Raw genomic sequence first — 20105 nt, 5'->3', positions numbered from 1 at the left:
CCGTTGCACGGCGCCTCTCGCGCACACGGGGGGCGCATCGCGCACAATACCGGCCGTGCAAACCTCAGCCTCTCTTGCCGGCGCGCAGCCGGCGCGCCCCATCGACATCGCCCTGCTGGTCAGCGTTTTCGTGATCGCGGCCTGCGGCCTGCTCTATGAGTTGGCTGCGGGCGCGCTGGCTTCCTATCTGCTGGGCGACTCGGTCCTGCAGTTCTCCACCATCATCGGCAGCTACCTGTTCGCCATGGGCATAGGCTCCTGGCTGTCGCGCTATTTCGAGGACCACCTGCCTGCGCACTTTCTGCGCATCGAGCTGATGGTGGCCCTGGTCGGCGGTGCGTTGCCGGCCACGCTGTTCATTGCCAATGCCTACGCGCCCGGCGCGTTCCGGTTCCTGCTGTACGGCATGGTGCTGGTGGTGGGAACGCTGGTGGGGCTGGAGATTCCGCTGGTGATGCGCATCCTCAAGCGCAATGTGACGCTCAAGGAGCTGGTGTCCCAGGTGCTGACCTTCGACTACCTGGGGGCGCTGGCCGTGTCGCTGGCATTTCCGCTGCTGCTGGTGCCCAAGCTGGGCCTGGTGCGCACGGGGCTGCTGTTCGGCTTCATGAATGCGGCGGTGGCGGTGTGGGCGCTGCTGCTGTTTCGGCATGAACTGCGGCGCCCGCGCGCCCATGCCCTGGCCTGCGCGGCCGTGCTGGCCCTGCTGGGCACGGGCATCTGGGGAGCCGACCATCTGACGCGCCTGGCCGACGACCATTTCTACCAGGACCGCATCGTGCTCTCCAGCAGCTCGCCCTACCAGCGCATCGTGGTGACGCAGGGACGCCAGGGCGCGCGGCTGTACCTCAATGGCAACCTGCAGTTCGCGCAAGGCGACGAGTACCGCTACCACGAGGCCCTGGTCCATCCCGTGATGGCCGCGCATGGCGCGCCCAAGCGCGTGGCCGTGCTGGGCGGCGGCGACGGCATGGCCGTGCGCGAGGTGCTCAAGTACCCCTCGGTGGAGTCGGTCACGCTGGTGGAACTGGACCCGGCCATGACCGACCTGTTCAAGGACAACGCCATGCTGCGCCGGCTCAACGGCGATGCGCTCAGCGATGCGCGCGTGCGCATCGTCAACACCGATGCCTTCCACTGGCTGCAGCAGGACCAGGACACCTTCGACGTCGTCATCGTCGATTTCCCCGACCCGACCAATTTCGCCATCGGCAAGCTGTTCACCAACAGCTTCTATGCCTTGCTGGACAAGCGCCTGGCCGCCAGCGGCTATGCCGTGGTGCAGACCACGTCGCCCCTGATCGCGCGCAAGAGCTACTGGACCGTGGTGCAGACCATCGAATCCATCGGCCTGCAGGCCACGCCCTACCACGCCCATGTGCCCAGCTTTGGCGAGTGGGGCTTCGTCATCGCCAGCCACCGGCCCTGGCGCGAGCCCGATGCACTGCCTGCGGGCCTGCGCTTTCTGAGCGCGCAGACCATGGCGCTGATGTTCGACTTTCCGCTGGACATGGCGCGTGTGCCGGCCGAGGTCAACCGCCTGTCCAACCAGGTGCTGGTCAATACCTACGAACGCGAATGGGGCAGGGTGGAGCGTTGAGCCCCGACCGCCCGTCTTTGTGGAGCCGGCGCCAATGGCTGCAGGGCCTGGCCGGCGGTGCGGCCGCAGGCCTGGCCGGCTGCACGCCAACGCCGCCTCGTCTGGAAGACCTGCCTGGTGGCTTCAGCGGCGTGGCGCTGGAGCGCGGCCATGCCTTGCGTGCGTTCTGGCAGCGATTGGGCCAGGGCCTGGCGCTGCCGGCGCCGGCCGTGGTGCACCGTGCCAACGTGGTGATCGCCGGTGGCGGCATGGCGGGCCTGGCGGCTGCGCGGGCGCTGGAGCTGTCGGGGGTGCAGGGTGTGGCACTGCTGGACACGCAGCCGGCCATGGGCGGAAACAGCCAGGGCGGCAGCATGTCCGGGCTGGCCTGTCCTTTGGGCGCCCACTATCTGCCCTTGCCTGGCGACGATGCATCCGAGGTCCAGGACTGGCTCGAGGCCCTGGGCCTGCGCCAGCGCCGCGCGGGCCGCTGGCAGTACGACGAGCGCCATCTGTGCCACAGCCCGCAGGAGCGCCTGTTCTGGCAGGGCGCCTGGCATGAGGGCCTGCTGCCCGTCGATGGCGTGGCGCCGCGCACGCTGGAGCAGTACGAACTCTTTGCGCGCAGCGTGGCCCAGGAGATGGACAGGGCGCCCTTTGCCATGCCGTCCATCCGCGTCTGGCAGCGCCAGGGCCGGCTGCCCGCCGCCCATGCCGCGCTGGACGGCCAGACCATGCAGGCCTGGCTGGCCAGCCAGGGCATCGATGATGCGCAGCTGATCTGGTATCTGGAGTACTGCTGCCGCGACGATTTCGGCGCGGGCCTGGCGCGCGTGTCGGCCTGGGCGGGCCTGCACTATTTCGCCAGCCGCCACGGCTTCTCGGCCCCGCGCCGCCAGGATGAGCGCACGCCCGAAGACGCGGGTGATGCCGTGCTGACCTGGCCCCAGGGCAATGGCTGGCTGTCGCAGCAACTGGTGGCCGGGCTGGGCTCCACCGACCTGCAGACCGATTGCAGCGTGCTATCCATTGCCGAGAGTGCCGATGGCGTGGAGATCGACGTCTACCACCACGGTCGCCAGCAGCACGAGCGCTGGCTGGCCGCGCGCTGCATCGTGGCCCTGCCCAGCTTCATCGCGGCACGCGTGGTGCGCGATGCGCCGGACTTCCTGCGCGCGGTGGCCGGCCGGCTGGACTGGGCGCCCTGGCTGGTGGCCAACATCCATCTGCAGCGGCCGCTGGCTGACCGGCCCGGCGCCGATCCGGCCTGGGACAACGTGCTGTTTGCCGATCCGAATGCGGGCGGCCTGGGCTACGTGGACGCGGGCCACCAGGGCCTGGACCGGCTCACGCCCCGGCCCACGGTGCTCAGTTACTACCAGGCGCTGGGCGACTGGCCTGACGGGCGCGCCCAACTGCTGGGCCAGCCCTTCGGCTTCTGGCGGGACCGCATCGTCGGCAGCCTGCTCGTCCCCCATTCCGACCTGCTGCACAAGGCCACGCGCATGGAGATCACGCGCTACGGCCACGCCATGGCCATACCCCGGCCCGGTGACCAGCAGCTGCTCAGCCAGGTAGCGCTGCAGTCGCTGCACCGGGGGCGCAGCGCGCTGTGCGCCGGCGAGCGCGTGGCCCTGCTGCCCACGCCGGGCACGCGCCGCCTGTGGTTCGCGCATTCCGACTGGGCCGGCTACTCGGTACTGGAGGAGGCCTTCACGCGTGGCCACCATGCGGGCCTGTGGGCTGGCGCGCGGACCTGACACGGGCCGCGGCGCCGGTGTCGCGCGCTTCAGGCGCCAGATCGTTCAGACAGGCCCGGGCATCTGCACCATGCGGTACAGCGACTGGCTGCCGCGTGCGGCCAGCACGCCCAGCTGGGCCAGCGTGCGCGGGTCCAGCTCCAGCGTGATGGCGGCGCGCGCCAGCGCCGAGCGGATGCGGGGGCCGTCCTCGCCTTCATGGATGACGGGCGGATACAGGCTCGCGCCGTCGGCGCCGATCACGCTGGCCACCAGCGGCGGCTGCGGCGGCTCGCCACGGCGCAGCACCACGGCGATGTCACCGTTGTCCAGCCGCACATAGGTGCCCGGCGGGCACAGGCCCACGGCGCGCACCAGCGCGAAGCCCACCTCGTCGGAGTAGCGCTGCTGCTGGGTGAGCGCGCGCAGCGACTCGGCGGCGCTGCGGCCTTCGCGTGACTTGCGCGGGCTGATCAGGGCGGCGTAGCGGTCCACCGTGCCCAGGATGCGGACCAGCCGCTGCACGGGCGCCAGCGTGGACAGCGGCTGCTGCGGCACGGCCTCGTGGTGGTGGCCCACCAGCTCCAGCCACAGCGCATCGTTGACGAACAGCCGCGCCAGCAGGGCCTGGCTGTGCAGCGGGTGGCGCTGTACGGCCTGCTGCTGGGCGGGGGTCAGCGGCTCGCGCTGCAGCGCCAGTTCGTCCTGCAGCGCGTTCATGCCGATGTTCATGGTCAGTGCGCCATACACCAGGGTGCGGTGTTCGGACTCGTCCAGGCGCAGCTCGCGCGCCAGCACATGGCACAGGCAGGCGCAGACCAGGGCATGGGAGGCGCTGTAGCCCACGGTGGACGAGCAGGCGCGCTGGAACATCAGGTACAGCGCGGCATCGCTGTCGTGGGCGATCAGCTCCTGCAGCCACAGGTCGATCTGCTGCAGCTTGACCAGGAAGCCCTGCACCTGCAGCGGCGCGGACAGCAGCACGGACAGTGCGGCCTCCAGGTCGGACCACAGGCCCAGCAGGTCTTCGTAGGAATCGTCGGGGCGTCGGCTCATCGTTGGCGGGGTGCGGGAAGCGGGGCGCATGCAGGCCGCATCAGCGCCGCTCCAGCACCATCTCGCTGCCCTGGCGGGTCATCTGGACGTGGGCCAGAAAGCTGTTGCCCAGCAGCACATAGGGCATGGGAAGAGGGGCGACCACGGCGTCCACACCGAAGACCTCGACATCGCCCACGCGCACCGAATCCAGCCGCAGGCGCCAGCCCTGGGCATCGCCGTTGGCGGTGCGCATCATCACCGGCTGGCCCTTGAGAAAGGGCAGGCCCATGCGTTCGGCGTCGGACCGGCCGATGGCGACCGAGCTGGCGCCCGTGTCCACCATGTAGACCATGGTCTTGCCATTGATCTGGCCGCGTTCGATGAAGTGCCCCCGGTTGTCGGCCTTGAGCACCACGCGCCGGCCGAGCGCGGGATCGCCCGCCGCCGCGCCCCGGCCGCCCAGGCTGATGGGCGCCTCGCCCAGGCGCAATGTCTGGCGGCGGCCCTTGATTTCCACCTCGGCCGTGTCACCCGATACCTGCAGCACGCGCACGTCCTGCAGGCTTTCGCCCGCCGCCAGCGCGCGCGGCGTGCCGCCGTCTATGACCAGCAAGGCCTTGCTGCCCAGCACGCCGCTGAGCGCCACGGACTGCGCCGTCGCCGACGGTGGAGCCAGCGCGGCCGCTGCGGCCAGGCTCAGAAGTACGGCACGTAGGTGGCGCATGGGGTGGCTTGTGGCGCAGAGGCGGGTGCCAGGCGATCAGTCGCGGAAGTTGTTGAAGGACAGGGGATGGTCGGCCAGGTCCTTGCGGATCAGGGCCATGGCGGCCTGCAGGTCGTCGCGCTTGGCGCCGGTGACGCGCACGGCGTCGCCCTGGATGGCGGCCTGCACCTTGAGCTTGCTGTCCTTGATCAGCTTTTGCAGCTTCTTGCCCAGCTCGGCCTCGATGCCGTTCTTGACCTTGATGGTCTGCTTGAGCTTGTCGCCGCCGATCTTCTGGGCCTTCTGGATGTCCAGGAAGCGCACGTCCACGCTGCGCTTGGTCAGCTTGTTGCGCAGGATGTCCTCGACCTGCTGCAGCTGGAAGTCGGCATCGCCGAACAGCGTGATTTCCTTGTCCTTGAGCTCGATGGCGGCCGAGGTGCCCTTGAAGTCGAAGCGTGTGCCGATTTCCTTGGCGGTGTTCTCCACGGCGTTCTTCACTTCGACGAAGTCGGCTTCGCACACGGTGTCAAAAGAAGGCATGGCAAATATTTCCTGTAAATGTTCTGAAAAAGTACCGCAGCGCGCGGCCGGGCGATGCGGGCGCGGGGCCGGCGGCGCAGGGAGGCGGTGCGACAATCCGGTCGATGTTAGTCGAGAAAAATGTTCCGCTGCAGCATTGCAACAGCTTCGGCATCGCCGCCCGTGCCCACACCCTGGTGCGCGTGCGCAGCGACGAGGACGTGCGCCATTTCCTGGCCGATCCGCTGTGGGGCCGCCAGCCCGTGTTCGTGCTGGGCGGCGGCAGCAACGTGGTGATCACGGGCGACGTCGATCCCGTGGTCCTCAAGATGGAGATAGCGGGCATGCGCCTGCTGCGCGAGACCGATCGCCACTGGATCGTCGAGGCCGGTGCCGGCGAACGCTGGCACGACCTGGTGGCCTGGACCCTGTCGCAGGGCTACGGCGGCCTGGAGAACATGGCGCTGATTCCCGGCACCGTGGGCGCATCGCCGGTGCAGAACATCGGCGCCTACGGATTGGAGCTGCAGGACCGGTTCGAGTCGCTGGATGCCATCGACCTGGCCACGGGGGAGTCCTTCACGCTGGATGCCGCGCAATGCGCCTTCGGCTACCGCGACTCGGTGTTCAAGCATGCGCCGGCCGAGCCCACGCCCGTGGCGCGTGCGCGCATGAGCGGCGTGCCGCCGCGCGGCATGGGCCTGAAGGGGCGTGCCGTGATCACGCGCGTGCGCCTGGCCCTGCCCAAGGACTGGAAGCCCGGCCTGGGCTACCTGGACCTGCAGCGCCGCCAGGCCGAGGCGGGCGTGGCCGAGCCCACGGCCCGCCAGATCTTCGACTGGGTGTGCGAGATCCGCCGCGCCAAGCTGCCCGATCCGGAGCACATCGGCAACGCGGGCAGCTTCTTCAAGAACCCGACGGTGACGCCCGAGCAGTGCGCCGACATCATTGCGCGCGAGCCCCGCATCGTGCACTACCCCATGGACGACGGCTCCATCAAGCTGGCCGCCGGCTGGCTGATCGATGCCTGCGGCTGGAAGGGCAAGTCCATGGGCCGCGCCGGGGTGTATGACAAGCAGGCCCTGGTGCTGGTCAACCGGGGCGACCGGCACAGCGTGGACAGCAGCGTCACGGGCGGCGAGGTCATGACGCTGGCCGGAGCGATACAGACCAGCGTCTACGAGCGATTCGGCATCCGCCTGGAGCCCGAGCCCGTCGTGGTCTGAGCGGCCTTGGGCGGTCCTTGGGCGGTTCTTGAGGGGCACGGCGGCAAAAAAACAGCGGCCCGCAGGGCATTGCCGCCTGCGGGCCGCTGCGCATCAGCGCCTCAGTGGGCGGAGTGACTGCGCCAGTCCATATAGTCCTTGTCGGTCATCAGCACCCACAGCGCGAGCACCAGCACCACGATGCCCGACACCACGGCATTGCGCATGGCGTCCATCTGGCCGGCAAAGCCCAGCACCCAGGGCGAGATCACCATCCACAGACCCAGCAGGCCTTCGGTCCATTCCTCCCACGCGCGGGGCATGAAGATGGCTCCCAGCGCAGCGGCAATCAGCGCCAGTCCGATGACCACGCCGTTGGCCGTGGGCGCCATCTGGTCCTGGAACCCCAGCACCCAGGGCGAGACTGCCAACCAGACTCCCAGCAGGACGTTGAGCGGGTCCTGCCAATGCTTCATGTATTTCATGGCTGCACCTCCTGCCGCCACGACGAATGAGGGCGGCAGCTGGTTGGATCAAGGGCGCAGCATGCAGGTTCCATGAGGATTTTTGCGAAAGTGCATGCTTACCATGGCATCTCGCCCTTGTTCACCTTGGCGCCGATGTCCAGCGACAGCGCCATGCCGGCCTGCGGGTAGGCCTGCTTCATGGCACCGATCAGCTCGGCGCTGTTGCCCGCCTTGGCGGCGGCGGCCTCGAAACGCTGGAGATAGTCGCGTGTATAGGCGATGGCGCTGGCGTCCATGGCCGTGCCGGCCTGCATGTGGCCGGGCACGACGACAGCGGGCTTGAGGGCCTGCATCTCGTCCAGCTGCGCCAGCCAGGCCTTGCGCTCGGCGCTCTTTTGCGTGTCCGCTGTCCAGACATGCAGGTTGCCGAACACGCCCACGTTGCCGACGATGGCCTGCAGCGCAGGCACCCAGACATAGGGGCGGTGGGCCAGCGGGCCGGTGGTGCCGCGCAGCTCCAGCGCCTGGCCGTCCACCATCACCGTATTGCCTTGCAGGGCCTCGGGCAGCACGGGATGGCTGGGGGCGTTGGCGCCCATCTTGGGGCCCCAGAAGGCCAGCTTGCCCTGCAGCTTGGACTCGATCTTCTCGCGCACGGCCGGCGTGGCCACCACCTTGGCCTGCGGGAACAGGCTCTTGAGCACCTCGGCGCCGAAGTAGTAGTCGGGGTCGGCATTGCTGATGAGGATGGTGGTCAGCTGCTTGCCGCTGTCCAGCACATTGGCGGCAATGCGCAGGCCGTCGGCGCGGGTGAAGCCGCTGTCCACGACCACGGCCTCCTTGGCACCGGTGATCAGGGTGGAGGTCACGGCAAAGCTGTGTTCGTCGGCCTGGTAGACCTTCATCTGCAGCGGGGCGGGCGCCTGGGCGTGGGACAGGCCGGCCGACAGGGCCAGGGTGAGCGAAAGCAAGGTGGTGCGAAGCATGTCGATTTCCTTTGAAAAAAGCACAAGACAGAAAGCGGGTGGCAGCGCCGTGCTGCCATGGGTGGTACTTTAGTTTTTGAAATCGAGCAGATAAACGGCAAAATATGCGCTTGTTTGTTGCAGAAATCGAGCATATCCATGGACCGATTGCTGGCGATGCAGGTGTTTGCCACGGTGGCCGAATGCGGCAGCTTCACGGCGGCGGCCGAGCGGCTGGACCTGTCGCGCGCCATGGCCACGCGCCATGTGGAGTCGCTGGAGCAGTGGCTGGGCGCGCGCCTGCTGCACCGCACCACGCGCCGTGTCTCGCTCACCGATGCCGGTGCGCAGTGCCTGCGCTACAGCCAGCAGATGCTGGCCCTGGCCGATGAGGTGCAAGGCGAGATGCGCGCCAGCGACAGCCAGTTGCGCGGCCTGCTGCGCGTGACCTGCAGCATGTCCTTCGGCCATGCGCAGATGGCGCCGGCCATTGCGCAGTTCATGCGGCTACACCCGCACCTCAAGATCGACCTGCTGGTGGACGACGGCGCGCTGGACCTGGTGCAGCAGCGCATCGACCTGGCCATACGCATCAGCGCCGATCCGGGCGCCGCACTCATCGGCCGGCCGCTGGCCGTCTGCGAATCGGTGCTGGTGGCCTCGACCGCCTATCTGGATGCGGCTGGCCGGCCGCAGGCACCGGCCCAGCTGCAGGCGCACCGCTGCCTGGGACACATGCGCGTGGGGCGCAATGTCTGGCAATTGACTCGCCGTGACGATGAAAGCGATGAGCAGCAGATCGCCGTCACCACCTGGTTCAACGCCAACGAAGCCACCGTGCTGGCCGCCGCTGCCGTCGAAGGCGCCGGCATTGCCTTGCAGCCAACCTACCTGGTCCAGCCCATGCTGCAAAACGGCCAGCTGGAGCTGGTGCTGCCCGACTGGCGCCCGCAGCCGCTGACCGTGCATGCGCTGTACAGCTCGCGCCGCCATCTGCCGGTGGCCGTGCGTGCGCTGCTGGATTTTCTCGTGCAGCGTTTCGAGGGCGCGCACTGGTAGCAGGGGCGTAAAAAAGCCGCCTTGCGGCGGCTTGTGGGATGCAAGTGTGCGATTTTCTGGCCCATGGCGTCGCGTGCTTGGCGGGCGCGTCCCATGCCAGGGACGCCGAGCAAGGGCCGCCCCGCAGCGAGGGCGTCGTCCCCTCCCTCGCGAAGCGAGTAGAGAGGCGCCGTGCAACGGGGGGAAGCGGCGTCAGCCGCTCAGGGGGTGTAGGTCATTCCTTGCCGCCCAATTGGGGCAGGGCGGTGCTGGTGCCCAGGGACAGCAGGCCGGCCTTGGCGTAGATGGCCAGCTTGTCGCGGGTGTCCATCAGGTCCAGGTTGCGCATGGTCAGCTGGCCGATGCGGTCGGCGGGGCTGAAGGGCGCGTCCTCGACCTTTTCCATCGACAGGCGCTCGGGCGCGTAGGTCAGGTTGGGCGATTCGGTGTTCAGGATGGAGTAGTCATTGCCGCGGCGCAGCTCCAGCGTCACGGTGCCGGTCACGGCGCGGGCCACCCAGCGCTGGGCGGTTTCGCGCAGCATGATGGCCTGCGGGTCGAACCAGCGGCCCTGGTACAGCAGGCGGCCCAGGCGCAGGCCGTTGATGCGGTACTGCTCGATGGTGTCCTCGTTGTGGATGCCGGTCACCAGGCGCTCGTAGGCGATGTGCAGCAGGGCCATGCCGGGGGCTTCGTAGATGCCGCGGCTCTTGGCTTCGATGATGCGGTTCTCGATCTGGTCGCTCATGCCCAGGCCGTGGCGGCCACCGATGCGGTTGGCTTCCAGGAACAGCTCCACGGGATCGGCGATTTCCTTGCCATTGAGGGCCACGGGGCGGCCTTCTTCGAAGGTCACCGACACTTCCTCGGCCTTGACCTCGACCTCGGGCTTCCAGAACGCCACGCCCATGATGGGGTTGACGATGCGGATGCCGCTGTTCAGGAACTCCAGGTCCTTGGCCTCGTGCGTGGCGCCCAGCATGTTGCTGTCGGTCGAGTAGGCCTTCTCGGCGCTCATCTTGTAGCCGAAGCCCTCCTTGGTCATGAAGGCCGACATCTCGGCGCGGCCGCCGAGCTCGTCGATGAAGGTCTGGTCCAGCCAGGGCTTGTAGATCTTCAGAGCGGGGTTGGTCAGCAGGCCGTAGCGGTAGAAGCGCTCGATGTCGTTGCCCTTGAAGGTCGAGCCGTCACCCCAGATGTTGACGTCGTCTTCCTTCATGGCGGCCACCAGCATGGTGCCGGTCACGGCACGGCCCAGGGGCGTGGTGTTGAAGTAGGTGATGCCGCCCGTGGAGATGTGGAAGGCGCCGGCCTGGATGGCGGCAATGCCTTCGCCGGCCAGCTGCGCGCGGCAGTCGATCAGGCGGGCCTGCTCGGCGCCGTACTCCATGGCCTTGCGGGGGATTTCGTCGTAGTCGGCCTCGTCGGGCTGGCCCAGGTTGGCCGTGTAGGCGTAGGGCAGGGCGCCCTTGTTCTTCATCCAGCGCAGGGCGGCGCTGGTGTCCAGGCCGCCCGAGAAGGCGATGCCGACCTTCTGGCCGACGGGGACGTTTTGCAGGATGGTTTCCATACGATGCTTCTCTCAATAACGATGGCGGCTGGCGTGCGGGACGCGGCTGCCGGAAAACACGGAAGGCGCCTGGGCGCCGTCAGGTCGAATGCGTCGGTCTGCCCAGGCGCTCAGGCGCTCTTAGGCGTAGTGGCAGATGTAGTGGTAGGCCTCGGTCACGCGGATGTCGAACTTGGAGTTCGCAGGCACCTGGAAGGACTCGCCGGCCTTGGAGGTCAGCCACTGGTCCGTGCCGTCGAGCTTGTACTCGCAGGAACCGGCCACGCATTCCATGATCTCGGCGGCGGCCGTGCCGAAGGTCAGCTGGCTGGGCAGCACCACGCCCGCAGACTTCTTCGTGCCATCGGCCAGCGTGAAGCCATGGCTGATGCATTTGCCGTCGAAATAGACATTGGCCTTGGTGGTCAGGGTGATGCCAGAGATGGTTTCGGTGGTCATGGAAGCTGGGCAGAGGGTGGACTAAACCGCCCATTTTAGGCCAGCACCCGGCCGCTGCCCGTACGTGCTGGCCGCCGCCATGCAAAAAGCCCCTTGTCGGGGCTTTGCATGCGCAGGTCCGTCTCAGCGGCGCCAGCCATGACGGTAGCCGCCGCGCCAGCCGTGATAGCTGGGGCGCGAGGCGTAGTACACGCCGGCAGCAAGGGCTGCTCCAATCACCACGGGAGCCACATAGTCACCGGCCGAATACACGGGCTGCACAGGCTGGGGGGCGTAGTAGCCACCGCCGTCGTAGTAGTTGTTCTGGTAGACCACGGGCGGCGGCACGGGTGCGGTGGAGTACGCGGCCTGGGGCGGCTGGTTGGTGCCGTAGTAGCCGTTGCTGCCATAGGCCGAGCTGTTGGCGGCGGGCTGCACGCTCAGCGCGATCCAGTCCCCGGGCGGCGTGGTGGTGCGCGTCGTGTAGTTGCGGCCTGCGTACTCGTAGACCACGTCATAGGCCACGGCGCGGTTCTGGTAGTAGGTCTGGGTGGTGCAGTTGCGCACCGTCTGGTACTGGGGCTGGCCCGTGGCCTCGGCCTGGTTGCCCAGCATGGCGCCGCCGATCACGCCGGCCGCCGTGGCGGCCGCCCGTCCGCCGCCATGGCCGATGGCATTGCCGACCACGCCGCCCGCCAGGGCACCCAGAACGGCGCCCGCGCCCGAGGTGCGCTGGCCGGTATAGACGTTTTCATCGCGGCAGACCTGCTGGGGCACGGCCACCTGCTGGGTCACCGGGGTCACCGACAGCACCCGGCCTTGCTCCTGGGCCAGGGCCACGGTGGCGGTCGTGGCCGCCAGCGTCAAAAGAACCAGGGATTTCATGATTGCACTCCTGTTGCGCTGGCGGTATTTCCTGCCAGGCTCCATGCAAGTGTATTCCTCGGGCCTGGAAAGCAGTTTGCGGTCGCGTAAATCCACGTAATAAGCTGTTCCAGGCCTGATGGCAGAGTCAGCGCTTGCCCCCGTGGGCCATCTCTGCCCAGGCGTCGGGCGCAAAACCCACGGTGATGCGTCCCTGCGGCCATTGGACGACCGGGCGCTTGATGACGCTGGGCTGCTGCTGCATGAGGGCTGCGGCACCGGCCGCATCCTGGGCGGCGGCCTGGGTGTCGGCATCGAGCTTGCGCCACGTCGTGCCTTGGCGGTTGAGCAGCTTTTCCCAGCCGACAGCCTGCATCCAGGCGGGCAACTGCTCGGCGGGAACACCCTGTTTCTTGAAGTCGTGGAATTCGTAGGCGATGCCCTGGTCGGTGAGCCAGGCGCGGGCCTTCTTGACGGTGTCGCAGTTGGGAATGCCGTAGAGCGTCACAGTGTTTGCAGTGGTCATGATTGGTTGCAGTTGCCGCAGTCAATGGATGGCGAGGACCCCATAAGGACACTGTCCCTGGGTAACAATAGCGCGCAGTATGCACACCTCATTTCCCACATTGGATGCATGGCTCGCCTATTGCGAGCGCCTGCACCCCAAGAATATTGCGCTGGGCCTGGATCGCGTGCGCGAAGTTGCCCAGCGCCTGGACCTGCGTTTCGACTGCCCCGTGATCACGGTGGCGGGCACCAACGGCAAAGGATCGACCTGCGCCATGCTGGAGGCCGTGGCGCTTCAATCGGGCTTTCGCCCCGGCGTCTACACATCGCCGCATCTGGTGCATTTCGAGGAACGCTGCCGCGTGGGCGGCGAGATCGTGAAGGCCGCCGAGCTGCTGCCGCAGTTCGAGGCCGTGGAGCAGGCGCGCGTGCAGGGCACGGAAGTGGCGCTCACCTATTTCGAGTTCACCACGCTGGCCATCCTGCGGCTGATGAGCCAGTCCAGGCTGGATGTGGCGATTCTCGAGGTGGGCCTGGGCGGGCGGCTGGATGCCACCAATGTGATCGACGCCGATTGCGCCGTCATCACCAGCATCGACATCGACCATGTGGAATTCCTGGGGCCGGACCGCGAGAGCATCGGCCGCGAGAAGGCCGGCATCATGCGCGCCGGCCGGCCTGTGGTGGTCAGCGATCCCATGCCGCCGCAAAGCGTGCTGGACCATGCACAGGCCATTGGCGCCGATCTCTGGCGCCTGGGCCAGGACTTCAATTTCTCGGGCGACAAGCAGCAGTGGGGCTGGGCCGGACGCGGGCGGCGCTATGCGGGCCTGGCCTATCCGGCGCTGCGCGGCGCCAACCAGCTGGTCAATGCATCGGGTGCGCTGGCCGCGCTCGAAGCCATCCGCAGCCGCCTTCCGGTCACGGCCCAGGCCGTGCGCACGGGGCTGGCCATGGTCGAGCTGCCGGGCCGTTTCCAGATCATTCCGGGCCAGCCCACGCTGGTGCTGGACGTGGCGCACAACCCGCATTCGGTGGCGGCGCTGACGGCCAACCTCGATGCCATGGGCTACTTTCCCTGCACGCATGCGGTCTTCGGCGCCATGCACGACAAGGACCTGGCCCCCATGCTGGCCAGGATTGCCCCGTTGATCGACCGCTGGTATCTGACCGACCTGCCCACGCCGCGCGCCGAGAGCGCCGAGGTGCTGCGCCAGAAGATCGAAGCCCTGCCGCCCGCGCCGGGCGTGCCGCGCGAGATCTCGCTGGCCACCTTCGCAAACCCGCAGCTGGCGCTGGATGCCGCGGTTCTTGCAGCAGGTCCCACTGATAGAATCGTGGTCTTTGGCTCGTTCTTCACGGTGGGCGGCGTGCTGCAGGACGGCCCGCCCCGGCTGAACGCCAAGCATCTGGGCACCTGAATCCAGTGATCCGCACCGCAAACGGCCATCGTGGCTGCCTGTGGTGGCCGATCTGAACGAGTCCGCACTCCATGGCATTTTTCAATTTTCGTTGGCCCGGCAAAAAAGACGACGGTGATTCGTCGTCCGCATCGAGGCGGCCCACACGGCTGGGACAGGCGGAAAGCGTCGATGTCATGCGCCGCCGGGCGCGCCACCGCCTCATCGGCGCGGCCGTGCTGGTCCTGGCGGGCGTGGTGGGTTTCCCCCTGCTGTTCGACACGCAGCCGCGTCCGATTCCCGTGGACATCCCCATCGAGATTCCCGACCGCGACAAGGTCGCTCCTCTGGTCGTGCCCGGCGCCAATGCCGTGGACGCCCATCCGCACCAGGGCGCGGCTTCCCCGGCAGGCCGCGTGCCGGCCCAGGCCTCGCTGGGCGCCGACGAGGAAGAGGTTCCCATGGGCAGGCCTTCCGTGCCCGTGGCGCCGGCCGTCTCGCAGGTGGCTCCGGTCAAGCCGGAAGCAAAGCCCGAAACCCGGCCCGAGGCAAAGCCTGAGCCCAAGCCCGCCGCCAAGCCTGAGACCAAACCCGAGCCCAAGCCGGAACCCAGGCCCAAGCCCGAGCCGGCCAAACCCGAACACAAGCCGGAGCCCAAGCCCGAACCCAAACCCGAGCCGAAGCCAAAGCCCGAACCCAAGCCCGAGCCGTCCAGGAGCGACGACGCCGCGCGTGCCCGGGCCCTGCTGGAAGGTCGCAGCGCACCGGCGGCGCCGGCGGCTGCTGCGGCGACGAACGAGCGCTTCATCGTGCAGGTCGGCGCCTTCTCCGATGCCGGCAAGGCCCAGGAAATCCGCGCCAAGCTGGAGCTGGCGGGCCTGAAGACTTTCACGCAGGTGGTGGACACCAAGGACGGCAAGCGCACGCGTGTGCGTGTGGGTCCGTTCAACGGCCGTGCCGAAGCCGACAAGGCGGCGGCGCGCGTCAAGGGCCAGGGCCTGCCGGCGTCGGTGCTCAAGCTCTGAGGCGGTGACGTACATCTTGCAAAGCAGCACAGGCGCACAGAGATAGCGTATGTCCACGGTGGACTGGGTTTTGCTGGCCTGCGTGCTGGCATCGATGCTGCTAGGCGCCTGGCGCGGGCTGGTGTATGAGGTGCTGTCGCTGCTCGGCTGGCTGGTGGCCTTCGTCGTGGCCCGCATCTGGGCGGCCGACGTGGCGCTGTGGCTGCCCATGCAGGACTGGGACATGCAGCTGCGCTATGCCGCAGGCTTTGTGCTGTTGTTCGTGCTGGCGCTGTTCGGCTGGGGCCTGGTGTCCTGGCTGTCGCGCCGGCTGATCGAGGCGGTGGGCCTGAGGCCCGTGGACCGCACGCTGGGCGCGCTGTTCGGCGTGCTGCGCGGGGCGCTGCTGGCCCTGGTGGCAACGATGGTGATCAGCTACACGCCGCTGCACCAGGGACAGTGGTGGCAGGATTCAGCCCTGGCGCCGTGGCTGATGCAGGCGCTGGCTGCGGTTTTGCCGCAGCTGCCGCAGGAATGGGGACGCTATCTGCCGGCTGCATGACAAGGCGCTGCAGCGCAGGAGTCGGCTGGCAGAAACAGTTTGGATAGAGAAATCGGGCGCAGGCGTGGCCAATGGGTGGCTGCTACGGCCCAGACAGCGAAGGGCGACCTTCGCAAACGGATGGAACGCAACTATGTGTGGAATCGTTGGTGTAGTCAGCACCGCGCCCGTGAATCAACTGATCTATGACGCCCTGCTGCTGCTGCAGCACCGTGGCCAGGATGCCGCCGGCATCGTGACCCAGCAGGAACGCAAGTTCTTCATGCACAAGGCCAAGGGCATGGTGCGCGACGTGTTCCGCACCCGCAACATGCGCGCCCTGCCGGGCACGGTGGGCCTGGGCCAGGTGCGCTACCCGACGGCCGGCAACGCGACCAGCGAGGAAGAGGCCCAGCCCTTCTACGTGAACGCGCCCTTCGGCATCGTCATGGTGCACAACGGCAACCTCACCAACGCCAAGCAGCTGCGCGAGGAACTGTCGGACACCGACCACCGCCACACCAACACCGAGAGCGACTCCGAAGTCCTGCTCAACGTGCTGGCCCACGAGCTGGCCCGCGCCAGCAGCGGCGCACCGCTCAAGAGCGAAGACGTCTTCCAGGCCGTCAGCGCCGTGCACAAGCGCATCAAGGGCTCGTACGCCGTGATCGCGCTGATTGCGGGCTACGGCCTGCTGGCCTTCCGCGACCCCTTCGGCATCCGTCCCCTGTGCATGGGCCGCAGCGCCGACGGCACGGTGATGCTGGCCAGCGAATCCGTGGCCCTGGAAGGCACGCTGCACCAGCTCGAGCGCGATGTCGCTCCGGGTGAAGCCGTGTTCGTGCACAGCGACGGCCAGGTCGAAACCCGCCAGTGCGCCGAAAAGAGCGAGCTGCACCCCTGCGTGTTCGAGTACGTGTACCTGGCCCGTCCGGACTCGGTGCTCGACGGCATCTCCGTCTACCAGGCGCGCCTGAACATGGGCGAGACGCTGGCCAAGCGCGTGGTCTCCACCGTGCCGCCCAACGAGATCGACGCCATCATCCCGATTCCGGAATCCAGCCGGCCCAGCGCCATGCAGCTGGCCCAGCTGCTGGGCATCCCCTACCGCGAAGGCTTCGTCAAGAACCGCTACGTGGGCCGCACCTTCATCATGCCGGGCCAGGCCTCGCGCAAGAAATCCGTGCGCCAGAAGCTCAACGCCATCGGCAGCGAGTTCAAGGGCCGCAAGGTGCTGCTGGTGGACGACTCCATCGTGCGCGGCACCACCTCCAAGGAAATCGTGCAGATGGCGCGTGACGCCGGCGCCGTCAAGGTCTACCTGGCCTCGGCCGCTCCTCCGGTGCGCCATCCCAACGTCTACGGCATCGACATGCCCACGCGCGCCGAACTGGTGGCGCATGGCCGCACGGTCGAGGAAATCCGCCAGGTCATCGGCGCCGACGCGCTGATCTACCAGGACGTGGCCGCCATGAAGCAGACCGTGGGCAAGATCAATCCGCAGGTGCAGGGCTTCGAGGCCTCGTGCTTCGACGGCGTCTACATCACGGGCGACATCTCCGAGGACGAGGTCACGGCGCTCAACGAGGGTCGTAACCGGGGCGGGGAGGAAGAGGCCAGCGATGCGTCGCGCCTGTCCCTGCCCAATGCCCAGGAAGCCTGAGCGCCAGGGCATTCAGTGACAATGTCGGGCGGGCCTGTGGCCCGCCTTTTTTGACAAATGAGCTAAAAGCGCTGGTGCTGGAGCGTCCAGGGCCGCAAGGCCCTGGAAGCCGCCAGGTGACAAGTGCTTCTAGCTCCTTTTTTCCGGGCACCGCCACCGCTGGCGGGCTGCGCCCGATCCCCAAGGACCATCAACGTGACCAACAAGACACTTCCCGAAGGCCTGCATCCCGATACGCTGGCCCTGCGCGTGGGCGTGGAGCGAAGCCAGTGGGGTGAGCACAGCGAAGCCCTGTACATGACCAGCAGCTTCGTGCAGCCCGACTGTGCAACGGCCGCACGCCGCTTCGCCAATGAAGAGCCCGGCTACACCTACAGCCGCACCTCCAACCCCACGGTCACCAGCTTCGAGCAGCGCCTGGCCGCCATGGAGGGCACGGAATGCGCGGTGGCCACGTCCACGGGCATGTCGGCCATCTTGCTCGTGGCGCTGACCACGCTCAAGGCCGGCGACCATGTGATCTGCTCGCAGTCCATGTTCGGCTCCACCATCAAGCTGCTGGGCGGCGAGATGGCGCGCTTTGGCGTGGAGACCAGCTTTGTCTCGCAGACCGATGTGCAGGCCTGGAAGGCGGCCATCCGTCCCAACACGCGCCTTCTGTTCGCCGAGACGCCGACCAACCCGCTGACCGACCTGTGCGACATCGCCGCGCTGGCCGAGCTGGCGCACGCCCATGGCGCGCTGCTGGCCGTGGACAACAGCTTTGCATCGCCCGTGCTGCAGCAGCCTGCCAAGTTCGGCGCCGACCTGGTCGTGCACTCCGGCACCAAGCTGCTGGACGGCCAGGGCCGCGTCATGTCGGGCGCCGTCTGCGGCACGATGGCACTGGTGGACAAGGTCATGGGCACCTTCCTGCGCAGCGGCGGCCTGAACCTGGCACCGTTCAACGCCTGGGTGGTGCTCAAGGGGCTGGAGACGCTGTCCCTGCGCGTGAAGGCGCAAAGCGCCTCCGCGCTGGAGCTGGCCACCTGGCTGGAAGCCCATCCCAAGGTCGCCCGCGTCTACTACCCGGGCCTGGCCAGCCACCCGCAGCACGAGCTGGCCATGCGCCAGCAAAACGGCATGGGCGGCGGCGTGCTGTCCTTCGACGTGGTGGGTGAGGGCGCCGAACAGCTGCGCGCCAACGCCTTCCATGTGGCCGACAGCACCCGAGTGTGCTCGATCACGGCCAACCTGGGCGACGTCAAGACCACCATCACCCATCCGGCCAGCACCTCGCATGGCCGCCTGAGCGAAGAGCAGCGCCGTGCCGCCGGCATCGGCCAGGGCCTGCTGCGCATCTCCGTCGGACTGGAATACCTGGGCGACCTCAAGAACGATCTCTCCCGCGGACTGGATACCCTGCAATGACACAAAAAGTACGTACCCGTTTTGCCCCGTCTCCCACGGGCTTCATCCACCTGGGCAACATCCGCTCGGCCCTGTATCCCTGGGCCTTTGCGCGCGCCACGGGCGGCGATTTCATCCTGCGCATCGAGGACACCGACGTGGAGCGCTCCACCCAGGCCTCGGTGGACGTGATCATCGAGGGCATGGCCTGGCTGCAGCTGGACCATGACGAAGGTCCGTTCTATCAAATGCAGCGCATGGACCGCTACAAGGAGGTGCTGGCCGGCCTGCAGGCTTCGGGCCATGTCTACCCCTGCTACATGAGCGTGGAAGAACTCGACGCCCTGCGCGAGCGCCAGATGGCCAACAAGGAAAAGCCGCGCTACGACGGCACCTGGCGCCCTGAGGAAGGCAAGGTGCTGCCGCCCGTGCCCGAAGGCGTGCGTCCCGTGCTGCGCTTCAAGACGCCGAAGGGCGGCGTCGTGGCCTGGGAAGACAAGTGCAAGGGCCGCATCGAGTTCCAGAACAGCGAGCTGGACGACCTGGTGATCGCGCGCCCCGATGGCACGCCCACCTACAACTTCTGCGTCTGCGTGGACGACATGGACATGGCCATCACCCATGTCATCCGTGGCGACGACCACGTCAACAACACGCCGCGCCAGATCCACATCTTCGAGGCCCTGGGCGCCAGCGTGCCCGTGTTCGCCCATCTGCCCACCGTGCTCAACGAGCAGGGCGAGAAGATGAGCAAGCGCAACGGCGCCAAGGCCGTCACCCAGTACCGCGACGAAGGCTACCTGCCCGACGCCATGGTCAACTACCTGGCCCGCCTGGGCTGGAGCCACGGCGACGACGAAATCTTCAGCCGCGCCCAGTTCCTGGAGTGGTTCAACCTGGACCACCTGGGCCGCAGCGCTGGCCAGTTCGACGAGGCCAAGCTGCGCTGGGTCAACGCCCAGCACCTGAAGGCGCTGGACGACGCGGCCCTGGCAGAGCTGGTGCGCCCCTTCGTGCTCAAGACCGGCCTGGACCAGGCCCTGCTCGACGCAGACGACCGCCTGCCGCGCATCTGCGCCCTGTTCAAGGACCGCTGCGAAACCCTGGTCGATCTGGCCGGCTGGGTGCGCCTGTTCTATGTGGACGCCTTCGACCGCAACGCCGAGGACCTGGCAAAGCACGTGACCGACGCCGTGGCGCCCACCCTGGACGCCTTCGCCGAAGGCATCGCCTCGGTGGAGTGGAGCAAGGAAGCCATTGCTGCCCTGATCAAGGAAGTGCTCAAGGCCCAGGGCCTGAAGATGCCGCAACTGGCCATGCCGGTGCGCGTGCTGACGCTGGGCACAGCGCACACGCCTTCGGTGGATGCGGTGCTGGAGCTGCTGGGTCGTGAAAAAATTCTGGCGCGTTTGAAAAACCGCTGAAAACCTGTCTATAATTCGAGTCTCTGATGCAAACGCAGCAACTAACAAGAAGCAGCGATTGCAGCATGAA

General features: G+C 67.6%; 19 protein-coding genes. 10 read left to right on the top strand and 9 right to left on the bottom strand.

What is annotated here, in order from left to right; genetic code table 11:
• Positions 1-55: 55 nt before the first annotated feature.
• Together DTS01S_RS12585 and DTS01S_RS12580 are read left to right on the top strand one after the other, a co-directional pair.
• Positions 56-1600, top strand: a complete 1545-nt coding sequence (locus DTS01S_RS12585; protein ID WP_017404118.1) for a polyamine aminopropyltransferase — start codon at positions 56-58, stop codon at positions 1598-1600.
• The gene (locus DTS01S_RS12580) at positions 1579-3339 is read left to right on the top strand and encodes an FAD-dependent oxidoreductase (RefSeq protein ID WP_061287826.1); all 1761 of its coding nucleotides are present in this window, start codon (positions 1579-1581) and stop codon (positions 3337-3339) included. Before DTS01S_RS12585 ends, DTS01S_RS12580 begins: the two co-directional genes overlap by 22 nt.
• A 45-nt stretch (positions 3340-3384) precedes the next feature.
• Here the strand turns inward: DTS01S_RS12580 and DTS01S_RS12575 are convergent, their stop codons facing one another.
• The 3 genes from DTS01S_RS12575 to DTS01S_RS12565 are packed head-to-tail and all read right to left on the bottom strand — an operon-like array spanning position 3385 to position 5602.
• Positions 3385-4374, bottom strand: coding sequence for an HD-GYP domain-containing protein (locus DTS01S_RS12575; protein ID WP_016451420.1), 990 nt, complete (start codon positions 4372-4374; stop codon positions 3385-3387).
• 40 nt (positions 4375-4414) lie between these two features.
• Positions 4415-5080: a retropepsin-like aspartic protease family protein gene (locus DTS01S_RS12570; RefSeq protein ID WP_016451421.1), complete on the bottom strand. Its 666-nt coding sequence runs from the start codon at positions 5078-5080 to the stop codon at positions 4415-4417.
• Positions 5081-5116: 36 nt separating this feature from the next.
• Positions 5117-5602: a YajQ family cyclic di-GMP-binding protein gene (locus DTS01S_RS12565; protein WP_012206580.1), complete on the bottom strand. Its 486-nt coding sequence runs from the start codon at positions 5600-5602 to the stop codon at positions 5117-5119.
• 104 nt (positions 5603-5706) lie between these two features.
• Here DTS01S_RS12565 and murB point away from each other — a divergent pair, with 104 nt between their 5' ends.
• Positions 5707-6807 carry a UDP-N-acetylmuramate dehydrogenase gene (gene murB, locus DTS01S_RS12560; RefSeq protein ID WP_016449248.1) on the top strand — a complete coding sequence of 367 codons (1101 nt, stop codon included), beginning with the start codon at positions 5707-5709 and terminating at the stop codon, positions 6805-6807.
• Positions 6808-6908: 101 nt separating this feature from the next.
• Here the strand turns inward: murB and DTS01S_RS12555 are convergent, their stop codons facing one another.
• Together DTS01S_RS12555 and DTS01S_RS12550 are read right to left on the bottom strand one after the other, a co-directional pair.
• On the bottom strand, positions 6909-7271 hold the full coding sequence (locus DTS01S_RS12555) for an SPW repeat protein (protein WP_016451422.1): 363 nt from the start codon (positions 7269-7271) through the stop codon (positions 6909-6911).
• A gap of 98 nt (positions 7272-7369) precedes the next feature.
• Complete coding sequence (locus tag DTS01S_RS12550) at positions 7370-8239, bottom strand: MBL fold metallo-hydrolase (RefSeq protein ID WP_017407584.1); 870 nt, start codon at positions 8237-8239, stop codon at positions 7370-7372.
• Positions 8240-8377: 138 nt separating this feature from the next.
• Between DTS01S_RS12550 and DTS01S_RS12545 the strand changes: the two genes are divergently transcribed.
• Positions 8378-9277, top strand: a complete 900-nt coding sequence (locus tag DTS01S_RS12545; RefSeq protein ID WP_026062941.1) for a LysR family transcriptional regulator — start codon at positions 8378-8380, stop codon at positions 9275-9277.
• A 214-nt stretch (positions 9278-9491) separates the two neighbouring features.
• On the opposite strand, the gene argG is transcribed toward DTS01S_RS12545, so the two are convergent.
• From argG to DTS01S_RS12525, 4 genes are all read right to left on the bottom strand, one after another.
• On the bottom strand, positions 9492-10826 hold the full coding sequence (gene argG, locus DTS01S_RS12540) for an argininosuccinate synthase (RefSeq protein WP_016449252.1): 1335 nt from the start codon (positions 10824-10826) through the stop codon (positions 9492-9494).
• Between the two features lie 120 nt (positions 10827-10946).
• A complete protein-coding gene (ppnP, locus tag DTS01S_RS12535) occupies positions 10947-11264 on the bottom strand; it encodes a pyrimidine/purine nucleoside phosphorylase (RefSeq protein ID WP_016449253.1) in 318 nt (105 codons plus the stop codon).
• A 123-nt stretch (positions 11265-11387) separates the two neighbouring features.
• Positions 11388-12128, bottom strand: a complete 741-nt coding sequence (locus DTS01S_RS12530) for a glycine zipper 2TM domain-containing protein (protein WP_026062262.1) — start codon at positions 12126-12128, stop codon at positions 11388-11390.
• Positions 12129-12255: 127 nt separating this feature from the next.
• On the bottom strand, positions 12256-12633 hold the full coding sequence (locus DTS01S_RS12525; RefSeq protein ID WP_016449255.1) for an ArsC family reductase: 378 nt from the start codon (positions 12631-12633) through the stop codon (positions 12256-12258).
• Positions 12634-12712: 79 nt separating this feature from the next.
• On the opposite strand from DTS01S_RS12525, the gene folC reads away from it, so the two are divergent.
• From folC to gltX, 6 genes are all read left to right on the top strand, one after another.
• Positions 12713-14035, top strand: a complete 1323-nt coding sequence (gene folC / locus DTS01S_RS12520) for a bifunctional tetrahydrofolate synthase/dihydrofolate synthase (RefSeq protein ID WP_016449256.1) — start codon at positions 12713-12715, stop codon at positions 14033-14035.
• A 71-nt stretch (positions 14036-14106) separates the two neighbouring features.
• Positions 14107-15039: an SPOR domain-containing protein gene (locus tag DTS01S_RS12515; protein WP_061287825.1), complete on the top strand. Its 933-nt coding sequence runs from the start codon at positions 14107-14109 to the stop codon at positions 15037-15039.
• Positions 15040-15088: 49 nt separating this feature from the next.
• Positions 15089-15580, top strand: coding sequence for a CvpA family protein (locus DTS01S_RS12510; protein ID WP_016451425.1), 492 nt, complete (start codon positions 15089-15091; stop codon positions 15578-15580).
• A gap of 133 nt (positions 15581-15713) precedes the next feature.
• Positions 15714-17222: an amidophosphoribosyltransferase gene (purF, locus tag DTS01S_RS12505; protein ID WP_016449259.1), complete on the top strand. Its 1509-nt coding sequence runs from the start codon at positions 15714-15716 to the stop codon at positions 17220-17222.
• A 195-nt stretch (positions 17223-17417) separates the two neighbouring features.
• Positions 17418-18632 (top strand): O-succinylhomoserine sulfhydrylase, encoded by a 1215-nt coding sequence (locus DTS01S_RS12500; protein ID WP_017404950.1) that lies wholly within the window; start codon positions 17418-17420, stop codon positions 18630-18632.
• A complete protein-coding gene (gene gltX, locus DTS01S_RS12495) occupies positions 18629-20035 on the top strand; it encodes a glutamate--tRNA ligase (RefSeq protein ID WP_017404949.1) in 1407 nt (468 codons plus the stop codon). Before DTS01S_RS12500 ends, gltX begins: the two co-directional genes overlap by 4 nt.
• Positions 20036-20105: the final 70 nt, after the last annotated feature.

Source organism: Delftia tsuruhatensis NBRC 16741, assembly GCF_001571325.1.
Taxonomy (GTDB): Bacteria; Pseudomonadota; Gammaproteobacteria; order Burkholderiales; family Burkholderiaceae_C; genus Comamonas; species Comamonas tsuruhatensis.
The sequence above is the reverse complement of the archived record's forward strand: the minus strand, read 5'-3'. Positions and strand labels throughout refer to the sequence as shown.

Excerpts from the sequence above, each read along its gene's own strand:
- DTS01S_RS12530 (WP_026062262.1), bottom strand. The coding sequence starts at position 12,128 with ATGAAATCCCTGGTTCTTTTGACGCTGGCGGCCACGACCGCCACCGTG.
- DTS01S_RS12580 (WP_061287826.1), top strand. The coding sequence starts at position 1,579 with ATGGGGCAGGGTGGAGCGTTGAGCCCCGACCGCCCGTCTTTGTGGAGC.
- purF (WP_016449259.1), top strand. The coding sequence starts at position 15,714 with ATGTGTGGAATCGTTGGTGTAGTCAGCACCGCGCCCGTGAATCAACTG.
- DTS01S_RS12555 (WP_016451422.1), bottom strand. The coding sequence starts at position 7,271 with ATGAAATACATGAAGCATTGGCAGGACCCGCTCAACGTCCTGCTGGGA.
- DTS01S_RS12570 (WP_016451421.1), bottom strand. The coding sequence starts at position 5,080 with ATGCGCCACCTACGTGCCGTACTTCTGAGCCTGGCCGCAGCGGCCGCG.
- DTS01S_RS12550 (WP_017407584.1), bottom strand. The coding sequence starts at position 8,239 with ATGCTTCGCACCACCTTGCTTTCGCTCACCCTGGCCCTGTCGGCCGGC.
- DTS01S_RS12515 (WP_061287825.1), top strand. The coding sequence starts at position 14,107 with ATGGCATTTTTCAATTTTCGTTGGCCCGGCAAAAAAGACGACGGTGAT.
- argG (WP_016449252.1), bottom strand. The coding sequence starts at position 10,826 with ATGGAAACCATCCTGCAAAACGTCCCCGTCGGCCAGAAGGTCGGCATC.
- DTS01S_RS12575 (WP_016451420.1), bottom strand. The coding sequence starts at position 4,374 with ATGAGCCGACGCCCCGACGATTCCTACGAAGACCTGCTGGGCCTGTGG.
- ppnP (WP_016449253.1), bottom strand. The coding sequence starts at position 11,264 with ATGACCACCGAAACCATCTCTGGCATCACCCTGACCACCAAGGCCAAT.
- DTS01S_RS12565 (WP_012206580.1), bottom strand. The coding sequence starts at position 5,602 with ATGCCTTCTTTTGACACCGTGTGCGAAGCCGACTTCGTCGAAGTGAAG.
- gltX (WP_017404949.1), top strand. The coding sequence starts at position 18,629 with ATGACACAAAAAGTACGTACCCGTTTTGCCCCGTCTCCCACGGGCTTC.
- DTS01S_RS12525 (WP_016449255.1), bottom strand. The coding sequence starts at position 12,633 with ATGACCACTGCAAACACTGTGACGCTCTACGGCATTCCCAACTGCGAC.
- murB (WP_016449248.1), top strand. The coding sequence starts at position 5,707 with ATGTTAGTCGAGAAAAATGTTCCGCTGCAGCATTGCAACAGCTTCGGC.
- DTS01S_RS12545 (WP_026062941.1), top strand. The coding sequence starts at position 8,378 with ATGGACCGATTGCTGGCGATGCAGGTGTTTGCCACGGTGGCCGAATGC.
- DTS01S_RS12510 (WP_016451425.1), top strand. The coding sequence starts at position 15,089 with ATGTCCACGGTGGACTGGGTTTTGCTGGCCTGCGTGCTGGCATCGATG.
- folC (WP_016449256.1), top strand. The coding sequence starts at position 12,713 with ATGCACACCTCATTTCCCACATTGGATGCATGGCTCGCCTATTGCGAG.